This is a genomic window from Rhizobium sp. 01T417 (genome assembly GCF_056398905.1).
Genome location: NZ_JBFTQH010000007.1, coordinates 42022 through 58351 on the forward strand (window position 1 = coordinate 42022; position 16330 = coordinate 58351).

The 16330-nt window shown below is 59.0% G+C and carries 11 protein-coding genes, 2 tRNA genes, 1 pseudogene and 1 riboswitch; of the genes and pseudogenes, 9 read left to right on the forward strand and 5 right to left on the reverse strand.

All coding sequences use genetic code 11. From position 1 onward, the window contains the following. Positions 1-14: 14 nt before the first annotated feature. Both AC1DPR_RS09805 and AC1DPR_RS09810 read right to left on the reverse strand, forming a co-directional pair. The gene (locus tag AC1DPR_RS09805; RefSeq protein WP_018857071.1) at positions 15-1259 is read right to left on the reverse strand and encodes a cytochrome P450; all 1245 of its coding nucleotides are present in this window, start codon (positions 1257-1259) and stop codon (positions 15-17) included. 43 nt (positions 1260-1302) lie between these two features. Beyond that, positions 1303-2508: a GGDEF domain-containing protein gene (locus AC1DPR_RS09810; protein WP_018857070.1), complete on the reverse strand. Its 1206-nt coding sequence runs from the start codon at positions 2506-2508 to the stop codon at positions 1303-1305. A gap of 424 nt (positions 2509-2932) precedes the next feature. On the opposite strand from AC1DPR_RS09810, the gene clpP reads away from it, so the two are divergent. The 6 genes and pseudogenes from clpP (at position 2933) to AC1DPR_RS09840 (ending at position 11981) form a co-directional block, all read left to right on the forward strand. Next, the gene (clpP, locus tag AC1DPR_RS09815; protein ID WP_007792131.1) at positions 2933-3562 is read left to right on the forward strand and encodes an ATP-dependent Clp endopeptidase proteolytic subunit ClpP; all 630 of its coding nucleotides are present in this window, start codon (positions 2933-2935) and stop codon (positions 3560-3562) included. A gap of 294 nt (positions 3563-3856) precedes the next feature. Further along, complete coding sequence (gene clpX, locus AC1DPR_RS09820) at positions 3857-5134, forward strand: ATP-dependent Clp protease ATP-binding subunit ClpX (RefSeq protein WP_018857068.1); 1278 nt, start codon at positions 3857-3859, stop codon at positions 5132-5134. Positions 5135-5547: 413 nt separating this feature from the next. Next, entirely contained in the window at positions 5548-7962 is a 2415-nt protein-coding gene (gene lon / locus AC1DPR_RS09825) for an endopeptidase La (protein WP_018857066.1), read from the forward strand. 207 nt (positions 7963-8169) lie between these two features. Further along, entirely contained in the window at positions 8170-8445 is a 276-nt protein-coding gene (gene hupB / locus AC1DPR_RS09830; protein ID WP_007531759.1) for a DNA-binding protein HupB, read from the forward strand. A gap of 122 nt (positions 8446-8567) precedes the next feature. Further along, a riboswitch (FMN riboswitch) is annotated at positions 8568-8715 on the forward strand. A gap of 82 nt (positions 8716-8797) precedes the next feature. Then, a pseudogene (locus tag AC1DPR_RS09835) lies at positions 8798-9699 on the forward strand (DMT family transporter). 71 nt (positions 9700-9770) lie between these two features. Next, a complete protein-coding gene (locus tag AC1DPR_RS09840; RefSeq protein WP_018857064.1) occupies positions 9771-11981 on the forward strand; it encodes an esterase-like activity of phytase family protein in 2211 nt (736 codons plus the stop codon). A gap of 65 nt (positions 11982-12046) precedes the next feature. Here AC1DPR_RS09840 and AC1DPR_RS09845 read toward each other — a convergent pair whose 3' ends face one another. Then, positions 12047-13033, reverse strand: coding sequence for an aldo/keto reductase (locus AC1DPR_RS09845; RefSeq protein WP_018857063.1), 987 nt, complete (start codon positions 13031-13033; stop codon positions 12047-12049). A 308-nt stretch (positions 13034-13341) separates the two neighbouring features. Here AC1DPR_RS09845 and AC1DPR_RS09850 point away from each other — a divergent pair, with 308 nt between their 5' ends. Next, on the forward strand, positions 13342-13743 hold the full coding sequence (locus AC1DPR_RS09850; protein WP_026371768.1) for a (R)-mandelonitrile lyase: 402 nt from the start codon (positions 13342-13344) through the stop codon (positions 13741-13743). A 6-nt stretch (positions 13744-13749) separates the two neighbouring features. On the opposite strand, the gene AC1DPR_RS09855 is transcribed toward AC1DPR_RS09850, so the two are convergent. Continuing rightward, the gene (locus AC1DPR_RS09855) at positions 13750-14355 is read right to left on the reverse strand and encodes a class I SAM-dependent methyltransferase (RefSeq protein WP_018857061.1); all 606 of its coding nucleotides are present in this window, start codon (positions 14353-14355) and stop codon (positions 13750-13752) included. Positions 14356-14488: 133 nt separating this feature from the next. After that, positions 14489-15535 (reverse strand): GGDEF domain-containing protein, encoded by a 1047-nt coding sequence (locus AC1DPR_RS09860; RefSeq protein ID WP_018857060.1) that lies wholly within the window; start codon positions 15533-15535, stop codon positions 14489-14491. Between the two features lie 543 nt (positions 15536-16078). Between AC1DPR_RS09860 and AC1DPR_RS09865 the strand changes: the two genes are divergently transcribed. Then, positions 16079-16155, forward strand: a tRNA-Asp gene (locus tag AC1DPR_RS09865). Positions 16156-16207: 52 nt separating this feature from the next. After that, a tRNA-Asp gene (locus AC1DPR_RS09870) sits at positions 16208-16284 on the forward strand. The last annotated feature ends 46 nt before the right edge of the window (positions 16285-16330 follow it).

The window sequence follows — 16330 nt, forward strand, 5'->3', positions numbered from 1 at the left end:
CTTTCCATTGGTGCCTACCAGGCGAGATCCAGCCGATCCAATCCGTGGAAGTGATAGACGTCCTTCACAACAGGTGTACGGGCAAGCCTGAGCCCAGGTAGTCTCTCGAAGAGAATTGGCAGGACGACGTTCAGTTCGAGCCGAGCCAACGGCGCCCCGATGCAGAAGTGGATACCCGCGCCAAAGGACACGTTGGCGGCCTCATTGCGGTCAGGCTTGAACGTCAGCGGATCACTGAATCTTGTCGGGTCGAGATTGGCTGCCGCCAGAATGAGGCTCACCTTGTCGCCGCGCTTGAACGAAATGCCGTCGATCTCGACGGGCTCCAGCGCCCAGCGCTGGAAGATGTGGACCGGTGCGCAAATACGCAGGGACTCTTCGACGGTTCGCTCGGTGGTGGCTTCGTCCTTAAAAAGGTCGGCCGGATCGCGTCCGCTGTCCAGAATGATGCGCACCGAGTTGCCGATCTGGTGCACCGTCGCCTCGTGACCGGCATTGAGCAATACGATCGTCGTCGAAACGAGCTCGTCCTCTGTGAGATACTGGCCCTTGTGTTCGGTGTGGATCATGTGCGTCAGAAGGTCGTCCCGCGGGTTGGCGCGACGCTCGGCAATGACCGTCTTTACATAGTCCGAGAACGCCTTCGCGGCCCGTTCGGCGCCATCCTCGTCCTCGCGGGTTCGGCCGAAGAGATACATGCGGATGTAGGCATGCGACCACTCCAGGAGTTGCGGTCCCATTTCCTCCGGAATGCCGATCATGCGGGCAATCATCGTCACCGGAATGATGTCGGCAAACGCCGAAAGCAGCTCGACTTCGTTGTTTTTCCCGAAGCCGTCGATGAGCTTGTTGGCAAGCTCGGCGATTTCCGACTTCATCTTCTCAACGTGACGAGACACGAAGGCGCGGTTGACGAGCGTTCGCAGACGCGTGTGCTCAGGCGGCTCCAGTTCAAGCAGCGAGTATCGTTCCGCGAGATCGAAATTCGCCACGTGCTGTTCCGGTTCGGGAAGGCCGAGTTCTTCACGGCTTGCGATGTGCTGGATCTGGCGGCCGAAGCGGCGATCGCGCAGCAGGCCGTTCACATGGTCATAGCCTGTGAAGAACCACTGCTTCTGCTGCTCCCAATAGAATGTGGGGCAATGCGCGTGCAGAGCCGCGTAGACGCTGTTCGGATCGCTGTAAAAGGCAGGATTGCTTGCGTCCAGCGAGACGTGGCGTGTGGCGGGATCGATGGAAAGAAATGGTGGGATCATCATGCTTCGAGGCTTAGCGGATTTGCCAAGCCTCGAAAAGATAGGGTCAGCCTCTCGACAGCGATCCAACGCGGCGGAGCGCGTGGATTTGGTCGTCGAGTGTTGGAACCAGTTCGCCACTTGTTTGATCCGGCTGCGGAGGCAGTGGTGCCGCGGCTTCGGCTTCACCGAAGATGACGGTGCAGTTGCGGCCGGCTGCCTTTGCGGCATAGAGCGCCCGATCGGCTGCCGATACGAGCTTGTCCATGTTTGCCTCGATGGCTGAGGCAAGGGCAACGCCGGTGCTGAATGTTGCCGGGACGATCGCGTCGCCGGTGCTCACGGGCACACGGCAAAACTCCGCCCGGATCGTCTCTGCCAGCGCTTCAGCTTCTGTCTGGTCGGCGACGGTCGTGAAGGCTGCAAACTCCTCGCCCCCCATGCGGCCGAAAGCTCCATCCGGCACGAATTGATTGGCCAATCGGGCAAACACTGTCAGCACGACGTCGCCGGCCTGATGGCCGAACCGGTCGTTGACGCGCTTGAAGTGGTCGAGGTCGAAAAGCAACACGGCGACCTGACGGTTACTGTTGAATGCACGTTCCCGGATGGCATCGAAGCGTCCGAAGAGGCCGCGTCGGTTCAAGACGCCAGTCAGAGAATCGGTGAGGCTGAGCATGCGAAGATGCTTCTCCGAGCGCTCCATGATGACGAGGCAGGTGAGAGCGCACGCCAGGATGAGCAGGAAGCCCGTTGCCATCGCGGCGCTGCCCGCGAAGTTGACAGCTTCCGTATCAGTGGGGCCGAGGATTGCCATTGCCAGCGCAGTACCGAAGCACAGGACGCCCTGGACCACGAAGATGGCGCCGAGTTTGCCTCTCGAGCCCTCGTTGCGCTTGCCTGCCATGCAGACTGCCATCGCGAGTGCCGTCGCGCCGGTGGCTGAGGCTAGATTGTAGAGAATGACGCGATTGGTGTAGTCGTCGTTGACCCACGGCAGGAAGACGCCGCCCAGCCAGACGAGCGGTGGCAGCAATGCCCACCATTCGAGCTTGCGACGATCAAGCGCGAGGTACCCGGCAACCCACGCGCTCTGCCCAGATAGTGCGATCGTGTTGGCGATCTCGATGGAAAGGATGGCGGGTATCTGCCCGCGCAGGGCCGCCATTGCGAAACCCACGCCGCTAAGGAGAAAGCCCGTTCCCCAATAGAAATAGGCCTTGTTTCGGACATTGTGGCGCCAGGCCATGAACGCTACCAGCGCGAGCGTCATGGCTTCGGAGCACCAAATGGCTAATCCAGTCGTAACATTGAACACGGCAGTACCCCTTGTATTGCGCGTATCCTTTCGGAAAAAACTGGCAACTTCATTAATTGTGCTTGCGCGCCACTGCATTTTTGTGCGGAGTTGTCTTTAGGCTTTCCTTTCTGTGAATGAAGGGCAGTTGCGGGCGGATTCAGAATTCGTTTATCCTGATGCCGACAAAAGCTGTGCGACAGCGCGATCGTCGCCCGTTCCTCGAATCTATTTCGTCGGAATCAGCGTACATCGGGCGAAAAGTTGTTCGCCTTGCTCCGGTCCCTCTTCACGTTATCCATCGGCGCGTCTTGAAGAGGAGGGCAGGGAAGCTCTATGTAGGGATAGGCATTTTCTTTGATTCCCGGCCATAGCCGGCAGACGTTGACAAAGGACGCACATGAGAAACCCAGTCGATACCGCTATGGCCCTCGTGCCGATGGTCGTGGAACAGACCAATCGCGGTGAACGCTCCTACGACATCTATTCGCGCCTGCTCAAGGAACGCATCATCTTCCTGACCGGGCCTGTCGAGGATCACATGGCGACGCTCGTCTGCGCCCAGCTCCTCTTCCTCGAGGCCGAAAACCCGAAGAAGGAAATTGCGCTCTACATCAATTCTCCAGGCGGCGTTGTGACTGCCGGCATGGCGATCTACGACACGATGCAGTTCATCAAGCCAGCCGTCTCGACGCTCTGCATCGGCCAGGCTGCGTCCATGGGCTCGCTGCTGCTTGCTGCCGGCCACAAGGACATGCGCTTTGCCACCCCGAATTCCCGCATCATGGTGCATCAGCCATCAGGCGGCTTCCAGGGTCAGGCATCTGACATCGAGCGTCACGCCCGCGATATTCTCAAGATGAAGCGCCGCCTGAACGAAGTTTACGTCAAGCATACAGGCCGCACCTACGAGGAAGTTGAAAAGACCCTTGACCGCGACCACTTCATGGATGCGGACGAGGCTCAGACCTGGGGTGTCATCGACAAGGTCCTGACATCTCGCGTCGAGATGGAAGGTGATGCCGCCTAGTGAGAAGTAGGAATGGTGTTGTATCCGCCACAGTTCTATCTCATTTGTGATCGAACAAGGGAAGAAACCCGGTGGCGGGTGCGGCAATCTCAAGTATTAATGCTATGTTGAATTTTTATGACATAGCATCGGCAGTCGAAGGGGAGTTCGTTGCCGCCGGCGCCAGGACAGCTTAGTTTGGACCGGTTCGTACCCCTTAAACGGCCTTGGCCGGCTGGGGCTCCAAGCGTGGAGCAGGCCAATGAGTGGACCGTTATTTCACCTTGAAATGCGGCGTGCTGGAAGGAAAGTGATATGAGCAAGGTCAGCGGCAGCAACGGCGGCGACTCCAAAAACACCCTCTATTGTTCGTTCTGCGGAAAGAGCCAGCACGAAGTCCGGAAGCTTATCGCCGGACCGACCGTTTTCATCTGCGATGAATGCGTCGAATTGTGCATGGACATCATCCGCGAGGAAAACAAATCCTCGATGGTCAAGTCCCGTGACGGCGTTCCCACGCCTCAGGACATCATCAAGGTCCTCGATGAATATGTCATCGGCCAGCGCCAGGCGAAGAAGATCCTGTCGGTTGCCGTTCACAACCACTACAAGCGCCTCGCACACGCCTCCAAGAACGGCGAAGTCGAGTTGGCGAAGTCGAACATCATGCTGGTCGGACCGACCGGTTGCGGCAAGACCTATCTTGCCCAGACGCTCGCCCGCATCATCGACGTTCCGTTCACGATGGCCGATGCGACGACGCTGACGGAAGCCGGTTATGTCGGTGAAGACGTCGAAAACATCATCCTGAAGCTGCTGCAGGCTGCCGACTACAATGTCGAGCGCGCCCAGCGCGGCATCGTCTACATCGACGAAGTCGACAAGATCTCCCGCAAGTCCGACAACCCGTCGATCACCCGCGACGTATCGGGCGAGGGCGTGCAGCAGGCGCTTCTGAAGATCATGGAAGGCACGGTTGCCTCGGTGCCCCCGCAGGGCGGCCGCAAGCATCCGCAGCAGGAATTCCTGCAGGTCGACACCACGAACATCCTGTTCATCTGCGGTGGCGCATTCGCCGGTCTCGACAAGATCATCTCGGCTCGCGGCGAGAAGACCTCGATCGGCTTCGGTGCAACGGTTAAGGCCCCGGACGACCGTCGTGTCGGCGAAGTCCTGCGCGAACTGGAGCCGGAAGATCTGGTCAAGTTCGGCCTCATCCCGGAATTCATCGGCCGTCTGCCTGTCCTGGCGACGCTCGAGGATCTCGATGAGGATGCACTGATCCAGATCCTGTCGGAGCCGAAGAACGCACTGATCAAGCAGTACCAGCGCCTGTTCGAGATGGAAGACGTGGAACTCACCTTCCACGAGGACGCTCTCCGCGAGATCGCCCGCAAGGCGATCATTCGCAAGACCGGTGCCCGCGGCCTTCGTTCGATTATGGAAAAGATCCTCCTCGACACGATGTTCGAACTGCCGGCGCTGGAAGGCGTACGCGAAGTCGTCATCTCCGAGGAAGTGGCACGCGGCTCCGCCCGTCCGCTTTACATCTACGCCGATCGTCAAGATGAGAAGGCCAACGCTTCCGCGTGACCTTAGAGATATCTTTACGATACGAACTGTGAATTTGAGGGGCTTGCCGTTGGCGGGCCCCTTTCTATTTCAAAATCAGTGCACGACCCTGATAAATCTTGCTAAAGAGGTCTGAAACCACTTCTGTTGCCGTTGCGGATTCCCCCGCCCTTGGCAATTATGGAATGATTCCGTTGGTGTGTTTCGGTCTTGTGTTTTAGCCGCTTCGGAAGTGGTAGCCGCTGACTTGGCACGGCGCTCCAGAATGAAGGTATTCCGTTGTAGCATAGCTGTCATGTCCAGGGGGACACCGGCCATGGCACAGCTTGAAAAGCATAATCAGAACCTCCACTTGTTGTCTCAAGTGGAGTGCGGCCCGGTTCTAGTGGCCGCGCCAGAAGAGCCCGGAAACGGGACGATGGAAAGGAAATAAAATGACGAAGAAAACGTCAGTTGCGAGCACAGCATATCCGGTTTTGCCCCTGCGCGACATCGTCGTCTTCCCGCATATGATCGTGCCCTTGTTTGTCGGCCGAGAGAAATCGATCCGTGCGCTTGAGGAGGTCATGGGATCGGACAAGCAGATCATGCTCGTCACGCAGATCAATGCGAGCGATGACGATCCGGAACCGTCTGCCATTCACAATGTCGGTACTGTCGCCAACGTATTGCAGCTGCTGAAGCTGCCTGATGGCACCGTCAAGGTTCTGGTCGAAGGTCGCGCCCGCGCCGAGATCGACGCTTACACGGATCGTGAGGACTTTTACGAAGCCCTTGGTCACGTTCTCGAAGAACCGCATGACGATCCGGTCGAGCTTGAAGCGCTTAGCCGCTCGGTCGTTTCCGAGTTCGAGAGCTACGTAAAGCTCAACAAGAAGATCTCGCCCGAGGTCGTTGGCGCTGCCAGCCAGATCGACGACTATTCGAAGCTCGCCGATACGGTTGCCTCGCACCTGTCGATCAAGATCACCGAGAAGCAGGAGATGCTGGAAACCACCAGTGTCAAGGCACGCCTCGAAAAGGCGCTCGGCTTCATGGAAGGCGAGATCTCGGTCCTTCAGGTCGAAAAACGCATCCGCTCGCGCGTCAAGCGCCAGATGGAGAAGACCCAGCGCGAGTACTACCTGAACGAACAGATGAAGGCGATCCAGAAGGAGCTTGGCGACGGCGAGGAAGGCCGCGACGAGATGGCCGAACTGGAAGAGCGCATCGCCAAGACCAAGCTTTCGAAGGAAGCCAAGGAAAAGGCTGACGCCGAGCTGAAGAAGCTGCGGCAGATGAGCCCGATGTCGGCTGAGGCGACTGTTGTCCGCAACTATCTCGACTGGCTGCTCGGAATTCCGTGGGGCAAGAAGTCGAAGATCAAGTCGGATCTCAACAACGCCGAGAAGATCCTCGAAGCCGATCACTTCGGTCTCGATAAGGTCAAGGAGCGTATCGTCGAGTATCTGGCTGTCCAGGCCCGCGCGACCAAGATCAAGGGTCCGATCCTGTGCCTCGTTGGTCCTCCGGGCGTGGGCAAGACCTCGCTCGCCCAGTCGATCGCCAAGGCGACCGGCCGTGAGTATGTCCGCATGGCTCTCGGTGGCGTTCGTGACGAAGCTGAAATTCGCGGTCACCGCCGCACCTACATCGGTTCGATGCCCGGCAAGGTCATCCAGTCGATGAAGAAGGCGAAGAAGTCCAACCCGCTCTTCCTGCTCGATGAAATCGACAAGATGGGCCAGGATTTCCGTGGCGATCCGTCGTCGGCTCTGCTCGAGGTGCTGGATCCGGCTCAGAACTCGACCTTCATGGATCACTACCTGGAAGTCGAATACGACCTGTCGGACGTGATGTTCATCACGACGGCGAATACGCTGAACATTCCGGCACCTTTGATGGACCGCATGGAAGTCATCCGTATTGCCGGTTACACCGAAGACGAAAAGCGCGAAATCGCCAAGCGGCACCTGCTGCCGAAGGCCATCAAGGAACATGCGCTGCAGCCGAATGAATTCTCGGTCAGCGACGATGCCCTGATGGCGATCAGCCAGCAGTACACCCGCGAAGCTGGTGTTCGTAACTTCGAACGCGAATTGATGAAGCTCGCCCGCAAGGCGGTCACCGAGATCATCAAGGGCAAGACGAAGTCCGTTCATGTGACGGCCGAAAACATCGACGACTACCTGGGCGTTCCGCGCTTCCGCCACGGCGAAGCAGAGCGCGAAGATCAGGTCGGCGTGGTAACGGGCCTGGCCTGGACGGAAGTCGGCGGCGAACTGCTGACGATCGAAGGCGTCATGATGCCGGGCAAGGGTCGCATGACCGTGACCGGCAACCTGAAGGAAGTCATGAAGGAATCGATTTCCGCAGCGGCATCCTATGTCCGCTCGCGCGCCGTCGATTTCGGCATCGAGCCTCCGCGCTTCGACAAGAGCGACATCCACGTGCACGTACCGGAAGGTGCGACGCCGAAGGATGGTCCGTCGGCCGGTGTTGCCATGGCAACCGCGATCGTCTCGATCATGACCGGCATCCCGGTCGACAAGAACGTGGCGATGACGGGTGAAATCACCCTTCGCGGTCGTGTTCTGCCGATCGGCGGCCTCAAGGAAAAGCTGCTCGCAGCGCTTCGCGGTGGCATCAAGAAGGTGCTGATTCCGGAAGAAAACGCCAAGGATCTGGCGGAGATTCCGGATAACGTGAAGAACAACATGGAGATCATCCCGGTGTCCCGCATGGGCGAGGTGATCAAGCATGCGCTGGTCCGCAGACCGGAAGCAATCGAGTGGGATGGCACGGTGGAAACGCCCGTCATCGCAACGGTCGAAGGGCTCGACGAAACGGGTGCAACCATAGCTCACTGAGCTTTGTTTGCCACATTCGTGCCCAATTGCTTAAAAACCCTGAAAAGGCTGGCGTTTTCGCCAGCCTTTTTTTGTGAAATTGGCACACGGGTGCTTGCATTTCCTTGATTTGCAGGCTCTTTGGGGTGCGGCGGGCCTGATGAACTCTATTCTGCGCCTGGCTTATAGATTTGAGTCGTTTCGAACCATTTAGAAAGGGGTGGAAACATGAACAAGAATGAACTCGTGTCCGCAGTTGCCGAAAAGGCAGGACTCTCGAAGACCGACGCTGCTTCCGCGGTTGATGCTGTTTTCGAAGTCGTCCAGGCTGAACTGAAGGGCAAGGGCGACGTTCGCCTCGCTGGTTTTGGTAGCTTCACCGTCTCCCATCGCGCAGCCACGAAGGGCCGCAACCCGTCCACCGGCGCAGAAGTCGATATTCCGGCTCGCAACGTGCCGAAGTTCACGCCCGGCAAGGGCCTGAAGGACGCCGTCAACGGCTGATATGAATTTACTTGGCGGCCGGGCAACGAGACCGGCGGCACAAGTTTCGAAGGGTTCGGCCACGGCCGAACCCTTTTTGCTTTTCGCGGCCTTGTCGGCACGCGCGGCATGTCATACGAAATGACCGTTCTCAGGGCGGGGTGAAAGTACCTACCGGCGGTAAAGGCCTTGGCCCGCCCGCGAGCGCCTTTTGGTCGTGTGCCGAGAGGGTCAGCAGATCCGGTGCAATTCCGGAGCCGACGGTTACAGTCCGGATGAAAGAGAATGAGCGGAGCGGGCGAGGGTGGATTCTGCCCTCGCTGCGGTATCGCGCTCATGCGTCCTGATTTGTGTTGGTTTCGGAAAGAAAGACATGAATCAGACTTCCCCTACGTTTTCCGCTTCGCGAGCAATGGTCGGTGCTGCCTGGATGATTGCCGCGGGCATCGCCTTCTCTATCCTCAATATCGTCACGCAATGGCTGACGATGAAGCTCGCTTTCCTCTCGGCCTCGGCAGCCTTCTGGCAATATGCCTTTGCCCTGGTGTTCTCGCTGCCCTTTCTCTGGCGCGCCGGTCTTGGGGCAATGAGAACGCGTTATCACTGGCGTCATGTTGTACGAGTCGCCTTGGCTGCCTTTGGGGGTAACGACCTGGGTCGCGGGGCTTGCGCAAGTACCCATCTGGCAGGCGATTGCGCTGGTAATGACGTCTCCGTTCTTCATCATCATGGGCGCACGCATCTACCTTGGTGAGTATATCGGCCCTGCGCGATGGGCCGCGACCGCAACCGGTTTCCTGGGAGCGATGATCATCCTGCAGCCCTGGTCGGACAGCTTCAGTTGGGCGGCGCTCCTGCCGATCCTCTCGGCCCTTCTCTGGGGCGCCTCTTCGTTGATCACCAAGAGCCTTACCGGAGTCGAGCGACCGGAGACCATCACCGTTTGGCTGCTCGCGCTCCTCACGCCGATCAACGGCGGATTGGCGCTAGCGGCTGGCTTCGACATTCCGACCGGCTTGACGCTCCTGCTTTTCGTTGCGGCGGGCCTCCTGACCGTGATGGCGCAGTATTTTCCTGACGTTAGCCTATTCGGCAGCCGATGCCGCTTACATTCAGCCATTCGACGATCTCAAGCTGCCGCTCAACGTGTTCGCCGGCTGGCTGGTCTTCGGCTATGCGCCGACCGGCTATCTGTGGTTGGGCGCGGTGCTGATCCTTGGGGCATCGCTCTTCATCATGCGGAACGAAATGAAGAAGGAGCGGGAGACCCGCTAGCGCGTTCAAAATATGACATCGGTGTCATCCCGGTGTCATGCCCATCCCCCAGAAAAACCTTGTGTGAACTCATGGGGGATTTCATGACAACTGTATCGCGCAAGACAGTGCTCGTTGCGGCGCTCCTGGCGACGGCCGCGTTTCCGGCCGCCGCAGAGCCCGTTTTCAATCGTATCGCAACCTTTCCGGTGGCATCCAACCTGCCACAGGAGAAAGACAAGCTCTCGGCCACTTCGGCGGAAATCATCACGGCTACCGACGACGGCATGACGCTGATCTTTAGCGACAGCCCACTCGGAGCGATTGGTTTTGTCGATATCTCAGACGCCAAGGCTCCGAAGGCCGGGGGCGCGCTGATGATGGACGGCGAGCCGACATCCGTGACATCAACCGCCGGAAAGGCGCTCGTTGCCGTCAATACGTCGAAGAGCAAGGCAAAGCCTTCTGGGCGTCTCGCGATCGTCGACGTTGCCACCAAGAAGATCGAGAACGCATGCGACCTTGGGGGGCAGCCGGATTCGATCGCACTCAACAAGGACAAGACGCTCGGCGCGATCGCGATCGAAAACGAGCGTGACGAAGAGGTGAACGACGGCAAGATTCCGCAGATGCCGGCAGGCGACCTTGTCGTGTTCCAGGTCAAGAACGGCGCGGTCGATTGCGGTTCGATCAAGCACGTGATGCTGACTGGACTGGCGGGCATCGCACCCGAAGATCCGGAGCCGGAATTCGTCTCCTTCAACGACCAGAACGAGATCGCCCTGACCCTGCAGGAAAACAACGAGATCGTCATTATCGACGCGGCGACCGCAACGGTAAAGGCGCACTTCCCTGCGGGCAGCGTCGATCTCGCGGGTATCGATACCAAGCGCGACGGCGCGCTGAGGTTCACCGGCGAACTCAAGGGCGTGTTGCGCGAGCCCGACGCCGTGAAGTGGCTGGACAACGACCGTCTGGTCGTTGCGAACGAAGGCGACTATCAAGGCGGCTCGCGCGGCTTCACGATTTTCGACAAGACCGGAAAGGTACTTTACGAATCCGGTGCCTCGTTCGAACGCGCTGTCGCCAATATCGGCCACTATCCGGACAAGCGCTCTTCCGCCAAGGGTGTTGAGCCGGAAGGCTTGGAGGTCGCGACCTTCGGCGGCCAGAAATACATCTTCCTGCTTTCGGAGCGCGCTTCGGTCGTCGGCGTCTACAAGGATACCGGCGCGGAACCGCAACTCGTCCAGATCCTTCCGTCCGGCGTCTCGCCCGAGGGTGGCGTGGCCGTCCCGTCGCGCAATCTGTTTGCCACCGCCAACGAAGTCGATCTCGGCAAGGATGGCGGACCGCGATCCCACGTAATGATCTATCAACTTGCGGAAGGCGAAATGGCCTATCCGCAGATCGTTGCGGCGGAGAAGGAGGGCAATCCGCTCGGCTTTGCAGCACTTTCGGGTCTTGCCGCCGTTCCGGAAAAGCCGGGCCAGCTGTTTGCCGTCAGCGACAGCGTTCTCGGCATGCAGCCGACGATCTACACTATCGACGCCACCAAGAAACCGGCCGTCATCACCGAATCGCTGACCGTCAAGCGCGATGGCCAGCCGGCCCAAAAGCTCGATATCGAGGGTATCGCCGTCGACGAGAAGGGCTGGTTCTGGCTGGCCTCGGAAGGCAACAGCGAGAAGCTTTTGCCGCACGCGCTGTACCACGTAAACCCGAAGGGCGAGATCAAGGAAGAAATCGCTCTGCCGAGCGAACTGACCGCCAACGAAATCCGCTACGGCTTCGAAGGCGTGACGATCATCGGTTCCGGCGACGATGCCACCCTGTGGATGGCTGTTCAGCGCGAATGGAAGGATGACGAGAAGGGTTTCGTAAAGCTCGTCTCGTACAACCCGAAGAGCACGGAGTGGGGCGCCGTCCGCTATCCGCTGGACAAGTCCGAAGCCGGTTGGGTTGGTCTGTCTGAGATTTCCGCTCAGGGCGACGGCGTCTATATCATCGAGCGCGACAACCTCGTCGGTGACGCAGCCAAGCTGAAGAAGCTCTACAAGGTCGCGGTATCGGATCTGAAGCCCGGCAAGCTTGGAGGCGAGTTGCCGCTCGTCAAGAAGACGGAAGCCCACGACTTCCTTCCGGAGCTGAAGACTGCCACCAACGGCTACGTCCTCGACAAGCTGGAAGGTTTCGCCTTCGACGCCTCCGGCAAGGCTTACGCTGTCACGGACAATGATGGCGTGGATGATTCCTCGGGTGAAACTCTGTTCTTCGAGGTCAACCTCGTCGGTACGAACTGAGATTGATTGAGCCAGAAACAGAATGGCCGGGTCTATGCCCGGCCATTTTTCTTGCAATGCCTGCCTTACCAGCGCTGGTGGACGTAAGGGGCGACCAGTCGGTCGTAGATCTCGCGCGTGGCCTCCATCACTTCGTGTGAGAGCGGCGCGAGGCTTGCTGCAGCAGCGTTGGCGCGTGCCTGTTCGGCGTTGCGTGCACCCGGAATGACGACAGTGACCGCATCGCTCATCAGGATCCAGCGCAGCGCGAAGGCCGCCATGGTCGTGCCTGATGGCACGAGCTTGCGCACTTCCTCCACGGCCTGCAGGCCGACCTCGAAGGGAACGCCAGCGAAGGTCTCGCCGACATCGAAAGCCTCGCCGTGGCGGTTGAAATTGCGGTGGTCGTCGCTCGCAAATTTCGTCTCGCGGGTGATCTTCCCTGACAGCAGCCCGCTTGCGAGCGGCACGCGGGCGATGACGGCGATGTTCCTCCGTCGAGCCTCCTGGAAGAACAGGTGATCGGGCCGCTGGCGGAAGATGTTGTAGATGATCTGGATGCTGACGACGCCAGGATATTCGATTGCCTTCAGCGCTTCCTCGACCTTCTCGACACTGACGCCGTAGCCCATGATCTTGCCGGCTTTCTGCAATTCGTTCAGGCCTTCGAAGACCTCCTGGCGATAAAGCACTTCGGTCGGGGGGCAATGCAATTGTACGAGATCGAGGCTGTCGACCCTCAGGTTCTTCAGGCTACGATCGATGAAGCCTTCGAGGTTGGCTTTGGTGTAGCCATCGGCGACATGCGGGTTGAGCCGGCGACCTGCCTTTGTCGCAACCATCGGCCGTTCTCCGCCACGGGTCGCAAGAACGTCGGCGATGATCTTTTCCGACCGGCCGTCGCCGTAAACGTCGGCGGTATCGATGAAGGTCATACCGGCATCGAGCGCCGCATTCAACGCATCGCGACCGTCCGCTTCGCTCACATCGCCCCAGGCGCCGCCGATCTGCCATGCGCCGAAGCCGATATTCGTGACGGTATGGGGCAGGTGGCCGAAAGAATGCTGTTTCATGGAAATCCTCCGCGTGATGAAATGCCTCGCCACTAGCAGTCGCCCAGGCAAGGAGCAAGCGCCTGCAGCGGAGATAGGGCGGTGTGTTGCGGTCGTCGCCATTTCTTCCGAGAAGCGACGCAATGGCGTAGCTGAGCGAGTGATTTGCGAGTTGCCTATCGTCGGACGCGCCGAAGTCTCCGACTGGTGATGCGGCGGAGGAAGTTGACATGACAGCACGTGCGATCAAGCAGGTATCGCTTGGATGCCGGGGACGCTTGGCTTACGGTCGGCTCAATTGGCCAGATCATCTTCGAAAGGAAAATCTGATGGAGATCAAACCCTGCGGATCGCGGCCCTCAATGAAGGCGCCGGCGGAATATTTCACGGGAGCGGTACGCCAGGATCCGTTGATGGACGCGCCGAGCCCGGCGCGAGTCAGGGTGGTCAGCGTCACTTTCGAACCGGGCGCGCGAACCGCCTGGCACACGCATCCTCTAGGGCAGACCCTTGTGGTGACGGCCGGAAAGGGTCTCGCGCAGAGCGAAGGCGGCCCTCTTCGTGAAATTCGCGCCGGCGACACGATCTGGTTTGCGCCAGGCGAAAAACACTGGCATGGCGCCGCACCCGATACCGCGATGACGCACATTGCAATTCAGGAAGCACTTGATGGCAGCGCCGCCGACTGGATGGAGCACGTCAGCGACGAGCAATACGCCGGAAAGGCCTGAAGCCGGTCAGAGCCGCTTCAGGCAGTAAGAAAAGTGCGCGTGCGATTCGACCGTCAGGAATTCGAATTGCCAGCCGTGGTCCTTGCAGAACTTGGTGACCGCTTCGACGACGCCATAGACGATTGGCTTCACAGTGTTGCCGGTGCAGAAGTCATGCCCGGCAATTCTTCCCGTTCGCTTGACCTTTTTCTCGCAGAGCAGAAGTTCCTGCCAGGTGAGCTCGAAGGAATGGTCCGTGTCGATGTAGGCCCAATCGAGGAAGTCGTCCTCGAATTCGGCAAGCTTTTCGAGCGAGGTTCCCTGCATCAGGTGCAGTTGCCCGCTCTCGATCTGGTCTTTGAACTGGGTGTGGATTTGATCGAGCCCCGAACTGTAGCGGTCCATGCTCCAGGGGTCGATCAGGTAAAGCTGCGCGGGCCGGTTCTTCTCGAGAATCTCGGCCGTGTATTCTCCGAACGCTGCTCCCACCTCGACGCCAACGCCGCCATTCGGGATCCGGTACAAGAGCTCGCCGCGATCCGGCAGCAGCCGTGCATTTTCCATATGGTGCGCGCTCAACTGCGTGCGCGGCATCCCCGCCCGCTGCGCCTGCCGTTCTTCGCGTGTCTTCATGATGATGTCTCGGATATGGCTTCAGTGTCTTAGGGCTTAGGCCCGCGAAACGACCTTATAGCCATCCCTCAGCAACCTTGGCTAGGCTTTATCGGACGAACAACGTGCGACACCGTTGGCCGCGATGCAAAGTCTAACGATAGATCAGCCAATCCTTGGGTACAGTCGCGACATTGGTCACGCCGTGCACGGAAACGCTGTCTCCGCCCGATGCCTTCGCCATGCCAAGCGCCTGTTCGGCAAAGGCCATCAGGGAATCGGCTGTGCGTGCCTGCTTGGACATGCATATCCCCACGGCCAGCGACAGAACCGCCGCCTGTTTGCCAGTTACCGGGTGTGCAACGGAAATTCCCTTCAAGCGATCGCGAAGCCGGTCGACAAGCCGCATGATCTCGGATTCGTCGGCGGTCCGGAAAACGAAGCCGAAACGGCCGCGGTCGAATCGGCAGGCAACATCCTCCTTGCCGAACACAGCGCGGATCAATTCACCCGTTTTCTTCAGAACAGGCTCGATGAGATTCGGAATGCTCGCGATTGTCTCGTAGTTGTCGATGTCCGCAAACGCGATTCCACACAGGTCCGGCAGGCCTGCCTTCTCATAGATTCTCGCGAGCTCCTTGTTGAATACCCGGCGATTGCCCAATCCGGTCACGGGATCGGTGAATCTTGCGGCGTTCGCGGCGGCCGCCTCCCGCTGCACCTCTTCGAGCTTCTGCGATTTTTCGACAACCTTCGAGGCGAGCATGGCGCTGTGTGCCGCGTGTGCGTGCGTTGCAGAACTCACCGATTGGAGCGAATGGGTGAGGGCACCCTTGTCGCTTAGATCGTTACTGTCGAATATCCGCGCAGCCTGGTTGATGACACTGCCGTAGCGCGAGAGCGCCGACTTCTCCTCGTCGAGCAAGGAAAGGATGCTTTGCAGCTCTTGCTGTACTTGGCTCGAGCGTGCTTCAAGCAGACCGGCCTCGAAATGATGCGGCAGATACCGGCGGCCAAGTCGATCCAGGGCCTCCTGCGTCTTTATCGCGCCGAGCGACCTGATCTCGCGAGCGAGATCAGGCGCGTTGCCGGTCATCGCCTCGAATATAAGCTCATAATTCCTTGGCAGGCCCTCGATGCCTAGTTGCTGCAGAATCGTTGCAACGCGAAAGGCGAGATTCGTAGATGTGTTAGGCTGCACCAGATGCTCTCCGACGTGACGCTGCGTTATCGTCAACGAATTGCACCTGGGGCGGTGACCCCGATGCACTTTCGTCGAGGTAGGCAAGATATGCTGTGAATCTCGGCGGCCTTCATCGGGTTTGCCGAGGGCATGAGGCAGGGGTGATAAAGCGCCGCTGACGCATCATGCGTAAGCGGCAAAGCAACTTAGAGGAATGTTATCTACCGAGCTCAATTAAAACGAGGTAAATTAGTGTTTGCGGCCCCAGCTTTGGGCGAGAAACGTGGTGGCACGGCCAAATGCGTAAACCGGACACCGCTGGCAGGCGGGGCGGGCGTCAGGGACAGGTGGTTATTTCCGCGTGGCTCTAAAGGCACGTCTTTAATAATGCTCTGAATTTTCCCGGAGAACTTGGCTCGCTAAAAACAATTCGCGGACTGTCATCGTTTTGTCTCCAAAGCTGCTTGACACTCAAATGCGAACCCCTTAGTTAGCCGCTCATCGAAGCGGCGAAGCTGCTTTGACACGGACGCGAAAGCTTCCGGATCGCTTGAAATGAATGCGGGTGTAGCTCAGTCGGTTAGAGTGCCGGCCTGTCACGCCGGAGGTCGCGGGTTCGAGCCCCGTCACTCGCGCCATTTCAAGAAAGGCGCTGCATAGTGCTTGATCCGGTCTTTTTGTCCATGATGCGCGGGTGTAGCTCAGTCGGTTAGAGTGCCGGCCTGTCACGCCGGAGGTCGCGGGTTCGAGCCCCGTCACTCGCGCCATTCTCCTTCTCTATATTGACGTCTAGGTGGTCGCCGATTTCGCTGT